The 16342-nt window shown below is 62.6% G+C and carries 10 protein-coding genes and 1 pseudogene; 5 read left to right on the forward strand and 6 right to left on the reverse strand.

Annotated elements, in window-relative coordinates:
* Positions 1-1057: 1057 nt before the first annotated feature.
* The 4 genes from ACFQ2S_RS09955 to ACFQ2S_RS09970 all read right to left on the reverse strand — a co-directional run bounded on the left by ACFQ2S_RS09955 (position 1058) and on the right by ACFQ2S_RS09970 (position 6407).
* A complete protein-coding gene (locus ACFQ2S_RS09955; protein ID WP_386074317.1) occupies positions 1058-1444 on the reverse strand; it encodes a ParB N-terminal domain-containing protein in 387 nt (128 codons plus the stop codon).
* Between the two features lie 1165 nt (positions 1445-2609).
* A complete protein-coding gene (locus tag ACFQ2S_RS09960) occupies positions 2610-3209 on the reverse strand; it encodes an HAD family hydrolase (RefSeq protein WP_386074318.1) in 600 nt (199 codons plus the stop codon).
* Positions 3196-5670 (reverse strand): ATP-binding protein, encoded by a 2475-nt coding sequence (locus tag ACFQ2S_RS09965; protein ID WP_386074319.1) that lies wholly within the window; start codon positions 5668-5670, stop codon positions 3196-3198. The genes ACFQ2S_RS09960 and ACFQ2S_RS09965 overlap by 14 nt, the downstream gene beginning before the upstream one ends.
* Positions 5667-6407: a response regulator transcription factor gene (locus ACFQ2S_RS09970; protein WP_386074320.1), complete on the reverse strand. Its 741-nt coding sequence runs from the start codon at positions 6405-6407 to the stop codon at positions 5667-5669. Before ACFQ2S_RS09970 ends, ACFQ2S_RS09965 begins: the two co-directional genes overlap by 4 nt.
* Before the next feature lie 212 nt (positions 6408-6619).
* Between ACFQ2S_RS09970 and ACFQ2S_RS09975 the strand changes: the two genes are divergently transcribed.
* The 4 genes and pseudogenes from ACFQ2S_RS09975 to ACFQ2S_RS24795 form a co-directional block, all read left to right on the forward strand.
* On the forward strand, positions 6620-7651 hold the full coding sequence (locus ACFQ2S_RS09975) for an ABC transporter substrate-binding protein (RefSeq protein ID WP_386074321.1): 1032 nt from the start codon (positions 6620-6622) through the stop codon (positions 7649-7651).
* A 67-nt stretch (positions 7652-7718) separates the two neighbouring features.
* The gene (locus tag ACFQ2S_RS09980; protein ID WP_386074322.1) at positions 7719-9863 is read left to right on the forward strand and encodes an ABC transporter permease; all 2145 of its coding nucleotides are present in this window, start codon (positions 7719-7721) and stop codon (positions 9861-9863) included.
* 9 nt (positions 9864-9872) lie between these two features.
* Positions 9873-10925 carry an ABC transporter ATP-binding protein gene (locus ACFQ2S_RS09985; protein WP_386074323.1) on the forward strand — a complete coding sequence of 351 codons (1053 nt, stop codon included), beginning with the start codon at positions 9873-9875 and terminating at the stop codon, positions 10923-10925.
* A gap of 234 nt (positions 10926-11159) precedes the next feature.
* Positions 11160-11954 (forward strand): annotated as a pseudogene (locus ACFQ2S_RS24795) (transposase); the annotation flags it as partial.
* A 139-nt stretch (positions 11955-12093) separates the two neighbouring features.
* Here the strand turns inward: ACFQ2S_RS24795 and ACFQ2S_RS10005 are convergent.
* Entirely contained in the window at positions 12094-13983 is a 1890-nt protein-coding gene (locus ACFQ2S_RS10005; protein WP_386074327.1) for a DUF3604 domain-containing protein, read from the reverse strand.
* Between the two features lie 157 nt (positions 13984-14140).
* On the opposite strand from ACFQ2S_RS10005, the gene ACFQ2S_RS10010 reads away from it, so the two are divergent.
* A complete protein-coding gene (locus ACFQ2S_RS10010) occupies positions 14141-14866 on the forward strand; it encodes a Crp/Fnr family transcriptional regulator (RefSeq protein ID WP_386074328.1) in 726 nt (241 codons plus the stop codon).
* 285 nt (positions 14867-15151) lie between these two features.
* On the opposite strand, the gene ACFQ2S_RS10015 is transcribed toward ACFQ2S_RS10010, so the two are convergent.
* Positions 15152-16159 (reverse strand): AraC family transcriptional regulator, encoded by a 1008-nt coding sequence (locus tag ACFQ2S_RS10015; RefSeq protein WP_386074329.1) that lies wholly within the window; start codon positions 16157-16159, stop codon positions 15152-15154.
* Positions 16160-16342: the final 183 nt, after the last annotated feature.

Raw genomic sequence — 16342 nt, forward strand, 5'->3', positions numbered from 1 at the left:
GCGCTTGCGCCTTGGGGGTCTGCGGCGGGTTCTCAGCCATCGCCACGATGTCCGAGAAGGTCACTCTGTCGTATGGATCGCCAGTGTTCTTGTGCGTGTCGAGCTGGCCATAGCCGGAGCAAAACGCCGCGGCCGTTGGGATGTTCATATCCATCATACCAGCCCTCGCTTGTAGGAGGTGCTGGCGTGCAGCCGGCGGGCAATCGATGTTGCGGTTTGACCCCGTCTTGGGGTAAGATTAAAATGAAGTCGAGAAGCTTCTTCACAGTTTTCAACCCCGGTCGCGGTTGCCGCCGCACCGGGGTTTTCCTTTGCGCCGGTCAATCCGGCATTTGAAACATTCTCGGGAAGTTCATGCTTTGTCTTGGCATGTTTTGAAACGGTCCCGCCTTGATTTTCTTGACTAAGGGGCCGGATTGCAAATCCGTGTACACCGGTTCGATTCCGGTACTCGCCTCCAAATCCCCTAACGCACTGAATCTAAACAGATACCCAGCGCGTTGTCCCTTTCTTCGTTATCCATTATGTACCACGCATGGACGGCAAAGAAGACATGAAGTACCTCAAGCAATCGCGCGGACCCGGCTCTAGTTGGGTGTTTCGCATGGTGACACCGGATGAATTGGTGGGCGCTCAGTGTCCTTGGACGGGAAAACCCTTCGGGAAGTCCATTATCAAGGGACTGGGCAACGTTCCTCAGCAGGCCGTCTGGAAACGACTGCTGACCGATGGATATCTATTGGGCTACTAGCCGCGCACATCACCACGGCTCCGCCGCACACTGATAGCAAGCACGGACTGGCATCTCGCCTACCAAAGCCTGCGGCAAGAAAGGCGCATGTCTTCAAGCTTGCGTGTATTGGCCACCGCCACTAACGCGCTTTCCAGGTACTCAGCCACGATAGGTCAAGGCTGTCGAATGCCTCCCGACGCACGGCCACTCTGTGCTCTGGGCCAATCTTGTTTCCATTGATCGCGATCTGGTCCGGCGCATGTTGGCGACAGTGCGTTGGCTTACGCCACAGGCTCTAGCTACATCGCGCTTCGAGATCCCCGGCTAATGCACAGTTAGCGTCCAAGCGCTGTCAGCTTGCTCCTGTGGCGACATCTGCAGCTTTGCCTTGGCATTGGCTTTGACCGCGAAGAGCTTTGCTTCAGCTTCGGTGAAGTAATGGACTACGACCGGCACTTTCTTCGTCCATCCGTACTGGCGGTACGCAGCCAATCGGTGGTGGCCATCCAGAACGAGCAAGCGTCCGTCAGCATCCTGCCAGAGATCCAACCTGTCCAAGCTTTGCTCTCGCTTGAGAACGTCGGCAAGAGCGGCAACATGGCACTGGGTGATATCAAGACTGCGGAACTGAAACCGGCCATAGTCTGTGTCGATCTCTGGAAGCGGCACACTCAGACGCCTTGGCTTGAGTAAGCCCTTGTTGCTGCTCATGTTACAGGCCTTTCATTGTGATGATGATAGCGTTTGCGGGCTGTGCAAAATGCACGCTCTAAGGCTGCACACCCTCGCTGCCCGCTCCGGCTCTCTTGAGCCAAGCCTCTAGAGCTACCGAGGGCTTTCGTTGTGCTTCCCCGCCCCCGGCGTCATCCAGACGCAACCAGAAAGCTCAGGCAGCACAAGCTCTCAGTAGCCACCACGTGCATTTGCACCGACATGCTCATCTGCTGCCGTGATGCGCTATCACGCGCGGCCCTAGATCGCCCGCCGAGCTGTGAGGCGGAAGCCCCACTGTAATGGTGCAACTCAATTCACTAGCTTGCAGGCAGTGCAGCTCGATTGGCCCCAACCGGCTTCTGCTTTCGTTTGCGCAGGCGCTCTCCTCGGCCTCTTAGGCGGCACAGGGGATGGAGGTGCGGTCTCGCGTTGCGCAGAGCTGAACTAACGGCTATCGTTGTACAACGCGGACAACACCGGAAGTGGACAACAAAACGGTTATTTGCGCAGCACTTTCAAAGCGTTAGGAAAACGCGGCGCAAGTCCGGTACTCGCCTCCACCTTATTTTCATAGACAAACTGGACTTCAGCACCCGCTTTTCGGAGCGCTCGGAAGCGCCGTTTGCAGGTTGGTTTACAGTAACGGCCCTGGACTGGCCTCTCGGGCTTTCGGCGTCGCCGTGATCGGATGGGGCTTACCGTGCTACGCAGGTCAGCCGCCGTCAACGCTTTCCACTCCGCCTTCGCACGACAGCGCGCAGCACGATGGAGATGGTGGCGAGGCAGTTCCTGATCGAATCGCAGTTGGAAAAGCCATGCACGCCACGGCATGTCTCGAGCCGATCAAGTGCTGTTTCCGAGAATCTCAGTGCGTTGGCGGCTTTACTATGGATGCGTCCCGTTTCGGTGCCTGGCGCTTTCGCCTTCGCAAAAGATGGCGGAAGCGACGGCACCGAACAGGTAGGGGGCAGACCACCTCGGCTCCTTACGAAAAATGTTGGAATCTATCCGACATCAAGTAAGGCGGACCGACCGAGCTGAATGCGGTTTGGTGGGCTTGGCTCATCGGCATCGATGCTATGCTGCGAGCTCGAGCTTGGACATCCTGCCCTCTTTCTGAATGCCATCAGAAAAGGACGTAAGATCTCGACTGAAAGGTCATTTAGAAGTTCTCGATTCTCGAAAGAACGTCGGGGCGCCGAACATCCCACACCTTCATCCCGGCGGCGATCCCGGCCTGCAGGCCCTGTTCGGAATCCTCCAGTACGAGGCAGTCGCGCGGTTTCACCGACAGCCGCTCGGCCGCGAGACGGAAAATGGCGGGGTCCGGTTTTGGCACTCGCGCTTCAACCACGGTGACCACCACGTCGAACAGATAATCCAATCCCGCCCCACGAAGGATGGCGCGGACGACGTCGGTTTCCGCGTTCGATCCGACCGCGATCGGCAGCATGCCCTTGAGCCGTCGCGCCAGCGCCGCGACCGGCGGGTTCTCGACCGCGGTCCGTTCGGCGCGTTCCACCGTGATCCTCCGGCTGTCGGCGACAAGGCGCGCCGTGTCCAGCGCGCCGTCGTGTTCCTCCGAGAATGCGGCGATCAAGTCGTTCCGGTCGAGGCCCTTTCGCGCTTCGTACCAGGCGCGGTCCATACAGGCGCCCTGAAGGGCCAGCGCGGCATTAAAGGCGTCGAAATGCAGGGTCGCCGTCAGCGCCAATGTCCCGTCGCAGTCGAAAATCACCGCCTTCGCATCAGGCTTGGTCATCTCTGTTTTCTTTTCCCAGGGCAGCATGCAAGGCTGCAATGTCGAACGGCTTGGCGAGAGTCACGAGTGCCGGGCCGTATTGCCCGTCGAAGGGCGTGTGTGCCGGGAGGCGCCCGGACACGATCGCGACTGCGCGGGCCGAACCGGATGACAGTGCAGCGGATGCAATGCGCCACCCTTCCGGATTGCCGCCAAGCGACAGGTCCGAGACGACAAGGTCAAACGGTTGGTCCTCAAGTCGTGCCAGCGCGCCCTTGGCCGTGGTCTCTTCGACAAGCTCGGCTGCGTGGTCCTTCATGAGGGCGCGGGCCGCGGCAAGGTCCTCCGGGTCGTCTTCGACCAGCAGAACACGGTTCCACGCTGTGGCCGGCTGTTCCGCCGCCTTGGCGCGGGGCAGGATCATGCGCACCTTTGTGCCCTCGCCAAGCGTCGAGTGAATGCTGACCTCGCCGCCGGACTGGCTGATGAAGCCGTAGACCATGGCAAACCCGAGTCCGGTGCCCGTCCCGTCGGCGCGCGCCGTATAGAACGGCTCCATCGCATGTTCGACGGTCTCGGGGCTCATGCCGCATCCGGTATCGGAAACCTCGATCACCGCCCGGTCTGCTTCGGCGGCGAGCGAGATCGTGATGGATCCTGCACCATCTATGGCCTGGGCCGAGTTCAGGCACAGGTTGAGCAGGGCGCTCTCGAGTTGCCCCGGGTCGACGCGCACTTCGATCGGTTCCGGTGCCCCTCTCGTTTCAAGCGTGATCTCGTCCCTGAGGGCCATCGCCACGAGGTCGGCCATGCCGTCGATCAATGCGTTGAGCTCGACCACCTCGGGCACGAGCTTCTGCCTCCGGGCGAAGGCCAGAAGGCGTTGGACCAGCGACGTTCCGATCTCGGCAGCGTTCGCGATGGAGCCGACGAGTTCCCGTTGCGTTTCGGGCGGCGCAGTCTCCATCAGGTGCAGACTGCCGTTGATGGTCGAGAGTATGTTGCCGAAATCATGCGCGACCTCGCCTGTCACCTTGCCGAGGGCCTCGATCCGGCGGATCTGCTGCATCCGGTCGTCAATCTGCCGCTGTTCGGTGATGTCGGCAATCAGCACCACGGCACCGCCGCCCGGCAAGGGGCTTTCACGACGCAGCGCGTAGTGACCATCGGCCGTGGCCAGCATTCTGCTCCCGGCGAGACCCGGCATCTCTTCCCAACCGCCCCGGGCAACCAGCTCGTCGAGGCCGACGCGCCTGCCGTCATCCGCGGGATCGAGCCGGAGGACCTCCGACAGGCGCTCGTTCCGGGCAACGATCGCGCCACTGTCCGACAGGATCGCGACGCCGTCGGTGATGCTGCTCATCATGCTTTCGAAGAGCGCATTGCGGTCGGCGAGGCGGCGGTTGGAGCGGTCCAAGCGGATCGCGTTGGCTCGGAAGGTCCTGAAGGCGTGGAACAGCTTGCCGATCTCGTCGCCCGCACCTTCGCCGCGGGGAAGGCGCAGAGAGCGGTCGCCGGCGGCAAGACGCATCATTGCGTCCGAAACGGCACGCAGGTTGCCGGTGACATAGCCGGACACATAGAGCGCGGCGGTCAGCGCAAGGGCCGCGGAGGCGAGGACGGCAATCAGGATCGTGCTCTTTTGCAGAGCGATTGCGCTGATGGTGTCGATGCGCTCGGCGGCAATCGCGGCCTGAGCCTCGGCCGTGACCGCTTCGGCATGGGCGATGACCGCCGCGGCGCCGCGCCGGACCCGGACCAGCGCGCCCTGCGCACCGATCTGATGCATGAGCTCCAGCCGGCGCAGTTCGAACAGCCCTTCGCTCCCTTCCGCGAGGGCCACCAACTGGGCCAGATCGCCCTGGCCGTCCCGCAGGCCGTCGCCATTCGCGACGCGCCGCAATCCGTGGTAGGCGCGCTGGAACTCCCCCACGCCGATCAGGTTTTCCGCCCGCCCCGCGCCAAGCAGGACATCGGCGACCCTTTGCAGCGTGAACCAGTCCTGCCGCTCCGAGAGCGGCGTGTCCGTGCTGGCCGCCAGTTGCGCATAGCGCCGCTCGGCCCTGGCCAGGGCCGCATTGGTGCGCAAGGTCTGGTCGCGATAGCCGGCACGCGCCTGCAGATGCGCAACCATCTCAAGCGTCGCGGCGCGCATGTCTTCCAGCGTGGCGGCGAGGTCGTCGCCCTCGGCGAGCCCGGCGGCAATGGCGTCGATCACCTCAACCGTTGCATCCCCTTCCTGGGCGATGCGAAACGGGCTGTCGAGCAGCAGCAGGTATGGGGCATTCGTCGCTATGCCTGCGGCCCGACGCGACAGGGTCATCGCCGCGTCGACGGCGGAGAGCGTATCGCCGTGCAACCGGTCGACGCGGGTCGTCGTGCGCTCGAGCGCTGCCCATGCGATTGCCCCGACAAGAAAGGTGGCGAGGGTGAGCGCGGCGAGAGCGAACAGCAGGCGCGCCCTGACCGATATCCGTTTCATCGCGCGGACCCGATCACGAAGAAGTAGCCCTGGCCACGCCGTGTCTGCAGGTGGACGGGCTTGGAGGGCACGGGCTCGATCTTGCGTCGCAGCCGCAGGATCAGCACGTCAATGGTGCGGTCACCGTAGTGGCTCAGGTCGGCCCCGAGTTCCGCCATGAGTTCGGGCCGCGGGATCACCCGGCCCGGGTTCAGCACCAGGTATTCCAGCAGCCGGTACTCGGCGTTGGTCAGCGCGATCTCGGAGCCATCCGCGTCGACAAGGTCGCGCCGGTCGCGGTCGAGCCGGAGCCCGCCGAAAGCGATCAGGCGCTCGGCATCGCGGTTGGGAGCGTCCATGCCGGGGTGCCCCGCCCGCCTGAGAACGGCCCGGATGCGCGCGATCAGTTCACGCGGGTTGAACGGTTTCATCATGTAGTCGTCGGCCCCTGTTTCGAGCCCTTCGATACGGTCGGCCTCGTCTCCGCGTCCGGTGAGCATGACGATCGGAAGCCCGTGCCGCCGGCGCAGGGCGATGGCAAGGTCGAGCCCGTTCTCGTTCGCAAGCCGCAGGTCGATCAGCGCAAGATCGACACCGGGGTCCGGTCCACGCGCGTGAAAGGCGGCACCATCGGCCAGGGGAACCGCCTCGAAACCGCTTTCGGACAGCAAAGCCGCCACGGTGCGCCGCAGGTTGGCGTCATCGTCTATCACCGCGATCACTGGTCGCTTGCCCCGGGGGTCCGCCATCGTTGTCATGCGCCTCCCGTGCGCTTGACGATACGGTTGCCAACATGCGCCGAGCCTGTGGCCATCGTCATCCCCTTGGCTCCGGTTTGTAACATTGTTCATCAAAAACCCGGTGCATTGCGAGTTGATATCGCTCACATCACTCGCCTGGTGTCCGGCTTGATGCGAGACTTCCCAAGACCGTGCGGTGGAGGACTGCGCGGCAAGTCTGGGAGGATTCCATGAACAAGACACTCACACTCGGTGCCGTGGCGCTGACCGCAGGTCTCGGTGCCTCGACGGCCATGGCGCAATCGCTCAACGTGGTCTGCTCGAATGAACAGGCCTGGTGCGATCTCATGGCGCAGAACTTCGAGATCGAAACCGGCATCGACGTGGCCATCGTGCGCAAGTCCACCGGTGAAACGCTTGCCCAGATCCGCGCCGAAGCGGGCAATCCCAAGGTCGATGTCTGGTGGGGTGGCACCGGCGATCCTCACTTGATTGCCGCCTCCGAAGACCTGACCGTCCCTTCCGGAGTTGATGTCTCCGGCCAGCTCGGATGGTCGCAGAGCATGACCGAGATGTCGGGAGGCAAGGCCGTCGGCGTTCACGTCGGTCTGCTCGGCATCATCTACAACACCGAGGTTCTGGCCGAGAAGGGGCTCGAGCCGCCCGCCTGCTGGCGCGACCTTGCCAAGCCGGAATACGAAGGTGAGATCCAGGTGGCGAACCCGAAATCCTCGGGCACGGCCTACACCGAACTGGCGACGCTCGTTCAGCTCTTTGGAGAAGATGAGGGCTTCAAGCTCCTCGCCGATATCGGCCGGAACGTGAACCAGTACACCAAGTCCGGCTCCGCGCCGGGCAAGGCTACCGCGCGCGGCGAGAACACCATCGGCATCGGCTTCATGCATGACATGGTGAACCTCAAGAAGCAGGGCTTCCCGGTAGAGATCGTGGCACCCTGCGAAGGCACCGGGTACGAGGTCGGCGCGGTGTCCATCATCAATGGCACGCCCAACATGGACTCCGCCAAGAAGTGGGTCGAATACGTGATCTCGGCGCCGGCGCAATCGGCCGGGCTTGAAGTAGGTGTCTACAACATCCCCTCGAACCCCGACGCGGCCACCGATCCGGACGCCCCCGACATGGCTGCGGTAAAGCTCATCGACTACGATTTTGCCACCTATGGTGCGTCCGACACGCGTGCCCGCCTGCTCGACCGCTGGGAAGCGGAAGTGAAAGGCGCCGGCGGCGTCGTCGAAGAGTGATCTTCCAGCAAGCATGAAATGACCGGCCCCGCCACGCGCGGGGCTGGCTCCATTGGGGAGCGGTGGCATGAAGCGCATTGCGTTGTTCTGGCTGGTGGCGGGTACGATTGGCTGGGCCCTGCTGCCCTGGTACCTGACGGAGAGCGGCTTCTGGCGGTTCGGATGGCTCGCCGACATGTCTGGCACGAACGCATCGGCGCTTGGCGCTGCCCTGACCGGCAAGCCATGGCTCTGGCTGCCCGCTCTTGGTTTCGTCGGGACTGCGCTTTCTCTCGGCCTCACGCGAACACAACTTGCCACGGCGCGCGGGCTCGTTGCATCCGGCACCGCCGGTCTTGCCCTGCTTATCGGACAGGCGCTCCTGATCGGTACGCGCTACGGTTTGTGGGAGGGCGAAAACCCTGGCATCGGCGCGGGGGCCTTCGTGACGGCCGCGGCGCTCCTGTTCATCGCCACGACCGGAATTTCCGGGATGGGCAAGGGACGGGGCGATGCTTTCGTCACCGGCCTCGTTGGCGCGATCGTCGCGCTGGTGGCGATCTTCGTGTTCTTCCCGCTCACCTTCATTCTCGTGCGTGCCTTCGAGCTTAAGGGCGGTGCCGGCCTGGGATTCGGGGAATTCCTGCCGCGTTTCCTCTCGTCAAAAATATGGGGCATTGGTTGCATCACCGGCGGCGGCAGTTGCGGTCCGGCCATCAACTCGTTCCTGCTCGGACTCTCGACCGCCGCTGGCACCACGATCATGGGGCTGATGTTCGCGCTGATCTTTACGCGCACCGACTTCCGGGCGAAGAAGCTCCTGCGCGTTTTGACGGTCCTGCCCATCATCACCCCGCCCTTCGTCATCGGCCTTGCGCTGATCCTTCTGTTCGGCCGCGCCGGCACCATCACCGAGTTCTTCTCCTGGGCGTTCGGCTGGGAAAAGACCCGCTGGCTCTACGGTTTTCATGGTGTCTGGCTGGCCCAGATGCTCTCGTTCACGCCCATTGCGTTCCTGGTGCTGATTGGCGTGGTGGAGGGAGTGAGCCCGTCGATGGAGGAAGCGAGTCAGACGCTCGACGCCGACCGCTGGCAGACCTTCCGCTATGTCTCCTTCCCGCTGATGCGCCCGGGGCTGGCAAACGCCTTCCTGCTCGGCTTCATCGAGTCGATTGCCGATTTCGGCAACCCGCTGGTACTGGGCGGCAATTTCAACGTGCTCTCGACCGAGATCTATTTCGCCATCGTCGGCACCATCGCCGACCCGGCGCAGGCCGCGATCCTGTCGATCACGCTGCTGACCTTCACGCTGACGGCGTTCCTCGCGCAACGCTTCTGGGTCGGCAAGAAGAACTACGCGACCGTCACCGGCAAAGCCGATTCCGGCCGCCACGCCGCGCTGAACCCTGCTCTCAGGTGGACGGCCTACCTGCTGGCGCTGCCATGGGCGTTCTTTACCATGGTACTCTACGCGCTGATCATCTTCGGATCTTTCGTGAAGCTCTGGGGCTATGACCACACCTTCACCTTCGAGCACTACCTGCGCGGCTTCAAGATCGTGGTACGCAACGGGGTGCATTTCACCGGGGCGGCGTGGGACAGCTATTTCACGACGCTGACGATCTCGGCCATAGCTGCCCCGCTGACGGCGGCGGTGGGGTTGGCCACAGCCTATCTGCTCGTGCGACAAAAATTCACCGGCAAGGACGCCTTCGAGTTCTCGACCATGCTCTCCTTCGCCATCCCCGGCACCGTGATCGGCGTTGCCTATATCATGGCCTTCAACTTCCCGCCGATCGAGCTCACCGGCACCGGCCTCATCCTCATCATCGTGTTCATCTTCCGCAACATGCCGGTCGGCGTGCGCGGCGGCATTGCCGCGATGAGCCAGCTGGACCGGTCGCTCGACGAGGCCTCGATCATGCTCGGCGCGAATTCCGCGACGACCCTGCGCCGGGTAATCCTGCCGCTGATGGGGCCGGCCATCCTTGCGGCGCTGACCTACAGTTTCGTGCGCGCCATCACGTCGGTCTCGGCGGTGATCTTCCTCGTTTCCGCCCGTCACAACATGGCGACGAGCTTCATCGTCGGCCGGGTCGAGAACGGCGAATACGGCATCGCCATCGCCTATGCCTCGGTACTGATCGTCACGATGCTCGCCGTCATCATCGCCATGCAACTCGTGATCGGCCGCCGCACCCTGCGCCGGGCGGATCGCATCGAAGCCCATTAGGAGAGCCCCATGACCAAGGGATCCGTCCGTTTTGAAGGCGTCACGAAGCATTTCGACGACGTCGTCGCCCTGAAGCCGCTCGATCTCGACATCGCGCCCGGCACGCTGGTCACGCTCCTCGGGCCCTCGGGTTGCGGCAAGACCACGACGCTGAGGCTCGTCGCCGGGCTGGAGCCCCCCACCTCGGGGCGCATCTTCATCGGGGGTGAGGACGTCACCCATCTGTCGGCGACCTACCGCAAGGTGTCGATGGTCTTCCAATCCTACGCACTATTCCCGCATATGACGGTCGCGGAGAATGTCGGCTACGGCCTCACGGTCAAACGCACGCCCAAGAGCGAAGTGCGCCCGCGGGTCGAGGAAGGGCTGGCGATGGTCGGGCTCGAAGGCTTCGGCGAGCGGTTGCCGTCGGAACTGTCGGGCGGGCAGCAACAGCGGGTGGCGGTTGCACGCGCGATCGTGCTCGAGCCCGAGGTCTTGCTGCTCGACGAGCCGCTCTCCAACCTGGACGCCAAGCTGCGCCGGCACGTGCGCGAAGAGATCCGCGAGATCCAGCAACGTCTGAAGCTCACCGCGATCTACGTCACCCACGACCAGGAAGAGGCCATGGCCGTTTCCGACCGCATCATTGTGATGAAGAACGCCGAAATCGCTCAGGAAGGCACTCCGGCGGACCTCTACGAACGTCCGAACTCGGCCTTCATTGCCGATTTCATCGGCGACGCGAACCTCCTTCCGGTCGAGGTAGCCCGGGCCGGAGAGACGGTCGATATCGTGATCGATGGTCGGCATATGGAGTTGCCCACCGCTTTCGCGACCACCGGACAGGCAAACCTGGTGCTACGCCCACACCAGTTGCGCCTGACCCGCGATGCAGTGGCGGGTGCCCTGCCCGCCGAAGTGAGCTACGCTGCCTATCTTGGCAATCAGATACAATACACGCTCACCACCGCACTCGGGGAAATCTTTGCCGTCACGGTGCCCGACGCCACGCCCTTCCACAAAGGCGACAGTGTGCACGTGGGTTTTGACCCGACGGCGGCGCGCATCGTCTCGATCTGACATGAGCAAACCCGCGCCCGGCCTGCGGCAGCTCGGGCGGTCAACTCACCGTTTGGGCCGTTGGGCATCGCAGCGATCCATCCCACACACTCGTTTTCTCGGTTCTTCCGCGTGAGGTAGCGCGCTGATGACATGTGAATGATCACTCGTGCGATCCGGAGCGAACGAACCCTCCCGCCGGGCCCTTGAAAAAGCCTGTGTCGCAATGCGCCAAGTCATTCGTTTCACTCAACCATGAGAGGATGGAAGGATTTCGGGACGAGGGGCAGGCAGGAAGCTCCGGCGCGGCTATTCTACGAGTTTGATCTGGCGGGCCACGTCCCGGCCAATCACGTGCTGCACGAGATCGATCTGTTCATCGATGGTGACAGCCTGCGGGACGCGCTGCGCCCCTCCTGGCCGCCCATCCATTGAACCCGAGCTGGTCATGCGGATGATGGTGATCGGCTACGTCATGGGGGTCAGTTCGAAACGCTGCTTCTGCGATGAGGTCGATCCAAACCTGGCCTGTATATTGTTCTGTCGGCTCGAACCGAAGGGGAAGGTCCAGGATCACTCGACTTTCTACCGCATTCGCCACGGCAAGTTCCGGGAAAGCAACCTGCTGCGGCAGGTGTTTGTTGCTACGGTCGAGCGGAGCATCCCGTGTCCGGTGATGGCTTTTCTGTCGACGCCAGCCTGATCTCGGCTAACGCCAATAAGGTCCGGTCCATTGCGGCCGCGGACTGGAGGCCGGAGGTCGCGCGTGAGGCCGGGAACCGGGCGGCGCGAGAATACCCGGAAACGCTGGAGGACGCCGCCTTCAGACTCGCATCGCCGGTCCCGCCGAAGTTCGTAGGCAGGTCTGATCCGGCTGCGCGATGGCCCAGCGACGATGCAAGCCGTCCATGCCTTGCCTTTGCAACCAACTACCTGATCGACACCAACAACGCGGTCATCATGGATGTCGAGGCGACGAGAGCGATCCGCTTGGCGGAACTCGGCGCCTCGCGCACAATGCTCGACAGGATCGAGAGGAGATTCGGGATAGCATCAAAGCCGATGAGCCACATCCTCCAAACCGCGATCAAATCGGTCGGCCCACTCAAATCGATGGCGGACAGGTAGCGCCGCCCTTGTCACTGCAATCGAGCAGTTTTCTCTCCATTGAGCTGGACGATGGGATCGGTCAGCCCGGCGTGTACCAGATCGGCGAGGTATAGGCGCGTTCCTGCTGGCTTGCGTCCACGGTGACGGGCAGGTCGATCCCGAAGAAGACGCTGTCATACGTCGTCCATCGTGGAGTCGGGATCTCGAGCACGCGCACGTAGTAGAAGGCGCGCTGCGTCGGGTCGAACTCCGGGTCCTCCCAGAAGGCGTCCAGATAGGGCGCACCGATCGCGTTCGTGTAGGTGGCCGTCTGCGGATCGACCGTATCGCCCACTGGAGGCAACTTGCCGTCGGTGTCCGGTTGGCGATCGTCCGACCAGGCAACATCGTACACCCGCTCCTGCGGCCCCTCCGCCGTTGTCCAGCCCTTGACCATCTGGATGCGGTCGAGGTTCGCGCCATCGGGGTCGCGCAGAGCACGGATCAGGAACTTCGGCGCGGCGCCTTCGGGGGCGGCGCTCAGATCAGCGCCCATCGGCACGCCGGCCTCGTAGCCATGGGCGGCGAAGTCGGAGCGGGTCATGTCCGTTTCCTCGAACTCCCAGCCGCCGAACACACGGACCCGGAGGCGGGTGCCTGTCGTCGCGTAGACTTCCTTCCGCTCCATCGCGTCCCAGAGCGCCTCGCGCGTGTTCTCCCGCGCCCAAATCGCGGCGATCCCCGAGGCGATCGCATCCGCATGGGTCAGGTCGTCGACTGGATCGGGTGTCGCGCGGCCGGTGATCGTTTCCTCGTAGCGGATCGGATTGCCCGTCGGTTCGACGAGCGCAACCTTGCCGAAGAAATTGTTCTCCGCCGCCGTCGACAGCCCAGTGTGCGCGTCCGTCGAGCCGACGACGCCGAACTTGAAGGGGTTGGTGCCCAGTTCGGCTTCGTACTGGAGGCCACGCTTCAGGGCGGAGCGGGCATATTCCCTCGGCAGCATGTCGGGCGTCTTCGGCTCGGGGCCGAAACTGCCCTTGTCCCAGGTGCCGTAGTCCGCAAACGCGTCGTCGGGCGAGAGCATCGGATGAGCTTCGCCATCGCCTTTCATCTGCGTGATCTCGTAGAGCGGTTCGTACTGCATGCGGCGCTCCGCGTAGTCCGCCGTCAACGGCTCACCGGACAGGGTGATGTCATCGAACATCAGGCCGTTGGATAGGTTGCCGCCATGAGGGATCGCGAACATCCGGCCGCCCGTTGTCTCCTCGTAGTCGGCCATCCAGTCCCAGAGCACCTCAGGATCGTCAGTGTCATAGGAACTGATTGGTACTTTCTGATCGGCGAGATCCTTGCCATCCCGGTAGATGATGTTCCGGTGCATGTTCGAGCCGTTGGGTTGCGAGGTCCATTCGAAGCCGATGAAGGCGGTAAAGGCTCCGGGATCGTTATGGCGCTCGGCGGCCTCGGTCGCCTTCTCCCACATGGACTGGCCGAAGGGCGTGCCGGCCAGAGGGTCTTCGCCCTTGAAGGTCGCCTGCATCCAGAATTCGTAGGAGGCGACCATCGATTCCTCCGTGCCTGGCGCGGCGATCTCGGCGAGTTGGGCGCCCCACTCGGTGTCGGTCAGAACGGGGTCTTCGGCGGCAAGAGCGGCGGGGATGCCAAGGTTTTCGGCGTGATCCGTCACCACGAGCCAGTCGAGCGGTCGTTGAAGGCGTGCGGGAATGCCATTGGAGGAGATCACCTCCTCGCCCTTGGCAAAGAGAAAAGCGTCGTCCGGTGTCGTTGTCGCGCCGACCAGGCCGGCATCGGCTGAGAAGGAGGTGTGCAGATGCGTGTCGCCGAAGAAGACCTGGTTCGGAAAGTCCTCCTGCAAGTAGGGCGAATACTCGATATCCACTCCCGGCCTGAGGCCCGGAAGTTCCTGAGCAATTGCTGCGATAGGCTGTCCACAGCAAATGGCCGCCACAACGACAATAATCCGCATGTAAATTCCTCCTCTGGCGAGACGATGGCGCACGAATTATGACGCCGTTCACGAAATCCGGTTGGTCAGATCTGGACACCTGTCGCGGCGGCAAGGTAGCACGCTTGGGCATCAGGGAATGCCGGTATCAGGCATTTGGCGCGGGGAGATTGATCACATGCATTCGCCATCCGATGGTGCAGAAGCGCGTCTTCTACATGCTGACTGGTTGTCCGTACTTCCCGGGGATCTGGCCAAGCGTCTGCGCGTTGCCAGCGCTCGGCGCAAATGTCCTTCCGGTACGGTTTTCTGGTCCTATGGTGACAAGCCCGACGGGCTCTACGGACTAATCTCCGGAAGTGTTCGGATGGATACGATCTGGTCTCATCACGGACCTTCGATGTTGAGTACCTTTCACGCCGGTGCGTGGCTTGGCGAGGCAGAGTTTCTCGCGGACTCGCCACGGATCACCTCGATGTCCGCGTTACGCGCGTGTGAATACCTCTTTATCGGAGCCAAGACGATCGAAACGATTGTACGCGAAAGGCCGGAACTCTGGCGCGGGATCGGGCTGCTCGCCTTTGAGCACCTGAGCCTGGCGGTCGCGGCGCTCGACGATGCGATGATCCGTTCCTCCAAGGCGCGGCTCGCAGCCGTGCTCGTCCGTCTATGCGGCGCGCGTCTGGGAACCGCGGAAGATACCGTATCGCTGGAGATCGACGTCACGCAATCCGACCTCGCGCAGATGGCAAACCTCTCGCGTTCGGTCGTCGGAGGTCACTTGGAGGAAATGGAACGCAACGGCATCATCCGGCGCAGTTACGGCCGGATGAGCGTGGCCAACATCGATGCCCTGCGCGCAGCGGCCGGAGTCGACAAGTCTCCCAAGAAGGATGGAGACTGACGGGTGTCGAACACCGTCAGGTAACGATTTCGGCTTTGCATTGGATGCTGCGCAATCAACCAATGGCTGGTGTGGTGCCGCCGGACCGCAGTGCAGGTGCATTCCATGATCGACGGCACTGAGCGGTCTTCGACAGTCCTGCCCGATGCAGGGTCTGCGCTTCTCGCGGATGCAGATGACCGCCGTGGGCGGGGAACAGAAGTTCGCCGCATTTTGCGCCAATGTCGCATGTACGGATTCTTCTTCTTTAACGTCACAATGTGCGAATGTCGGGTTCCGGCGCATTCACGTCTTGTCGTCATCCAGCGCTCGGCGCGACTTCCGAAACTGGGTCGGCGTCAAGCCATTCACCCGACGAAAGGCGCGGGTGAAGTTGGCCGGGTCCGCAAAGCCAAGAGCGGCGGCAATGTCCGCGATGGAACGGTCGCTGGCCGAAAGCGCGACACGTGCGTATTCCTGTCGAACGACGTCGATCTCGCTGGAGATGTCCGTACCGAATGCTGCCAGGCGGCGTTTCAGTTGCTGCTGACTCATTGATGCGAGCGCGGCGCACTCAGGTGCCGACAGATTGCCCATCCCTACATGAGCGCGCAGCATCTGGCGAAAGGAGCCGACGAATTCTGGCGTTCCACTGTCCGGTGCCGCCTTGAAGCAATTGTTGGCCTCCTCGTGCTCGAAAGGTGTTGCCAACCACGATGACGGAAAGCGTAGGCGAAACCCCATGCGGTCGCCTTTTATCGGGTGCATCAGGTCAAAGTCTGACGGAAGCGCCTTCGGGTCGCTGACCACAACGGTCACTTTCGACGGATCGAGACGGTCCTGCAATGCGCGCCGCAGGATGGACCAGCCGAGCGCGGCCATGAAAGCATCGTTCTGTGCCGGGAGGATCGTTGGTTGGAAGGCACGCCGTTCTCCGAGAGTTACGTTTGACCCATCGAGGTGAAGAAACTCTTCGGCCGAGGATGCAATCGTGTTCGCCGTCGAAACGAAGATCGATAGATAGTCCCCGACGGTGGAGGCTCGCGCCTCGGCGTCAGCGAGCAGCGGCCAACCGTCCAGGTTCAGACTTGAACCCACACGGGCGCCGAGAAAATTGTCACCGGCCGCGTACGCAGCGCTCTCTACAAACTGCGTGATAACCATGACATGGATAGAGAGTTCTGGATCAAGCGTCATCTCCTCGCTCAATCCGACGCTCTCGAATACTGGCTCCGGGTCGACACCGCGACTGCGCATTTCGCTCACAAAGGGGCGAAGAACGCTCACTTTTACGAGTGGCAGGTTTGGTGGCATCCGGTTCTTTTCCCCGTAATATATACCTTTGAGCCTATCAATCGACAGAAAGGCGCACAGCAGAAATCCCCCATATCAGTCTCCAGGGATCAAAAATCTGATCTCGCCGACCCACAGGGACAGGACGCATGTGATCTGGTCGTTATACTGGCTTCCCACTGGAGCGTTCCGGCCAGGGGCGCT

Source organism: Tropicimonas aquimaris (assembly GCF_042676185.1).
GTDB lineage: Bacteria > Pseudomonadota > Alphaproteobacteria > Rhodobacterales > Rhodobacteraceae > Tropicimonas > Tropicimonas aquimaris.

What these genes read in the sequence shown, in the direction of transcription:
- ACFQ2S_RS10005 (WP_386074327.1), bottom strand. Translation starts at nt 13,983, where the DNA reads ATGCGGATTATTGTCGTTGTGGCGGCCATTTGCTGTGGACAGCCTATC.
- ACFQ2S_RS10010 (WP_386074328.1), top strand. Translation starts at nt 14,141, where the DNA reads ATGCATTCGCCATCCGATGGTGCAGAAGCGCGTCTTCTACATGCTGAC.
- ACFQ2S_RS09960 (WP_386074318.1), bottom strand. Translation starts at nt 3,209, where the DNA reads ATGACCAAGCCTGATGCGAAGGCGGTGATTTTCGACTGCGACGGGACA.
- ACFQ2S_RS09980 (WP_386074322.1), top strand. Translation starts at nt 7,719, where the DNA reads ATGAAGCGCATTGCGTTGTTCTGGCTGGTGGCGGGTACGATTGGCTGG.
- ACFQ2S_RS09955 (WP_386074317.1), bottom strand. Translation starts at nt 1,444, where the DNA reads ATGAGCAGCAACAAGGGCTTACTCAAGCCAAGGCGTCTGAGTGTGCCG.
- ACFQ2S_RS10015 (WP_386074329.1), bottom strand. Translation starts at nt 16,159, where the DNA reads ATGCCACCAAACCTGCCACTCGTAAAAGTGAGCGTTCTTCGCCCCTTT.
- ACFQ2S_RS09965 (WP_386074319.1), bottom strand. Translation starts at nt 5,670, where the DNA reads ATGAAACGGATATCGGTCAGGGCGCGCCTGCTGTTCGCTCTCGCCGCG.
- ACFQ2S_RS09985 (WP_386074323.1), top strand. Translation starts at nt 9,873, where the DNA reads ATGACCAAGGGATCCGTCCGTTTTGAAGGCGTCACGAAGCATTTCGAC.
- ACFQ2S_RS09975 (WP_386074321.1), top strand. Translation starts at nt 6,620, where the DNA reads ATGAACAAGACACTCACACTCGGTGCCGTGGCGCTGACCGCAGGTCTC.
- ACFQ2S_RS09970 (WP_386074320.1), bottom strand. Translation starts at nt 6,407, where the DNA reads ATGACAACGATGGCGGACCCCCGGGGCAAGCGACCAGTGATCGCGGTG.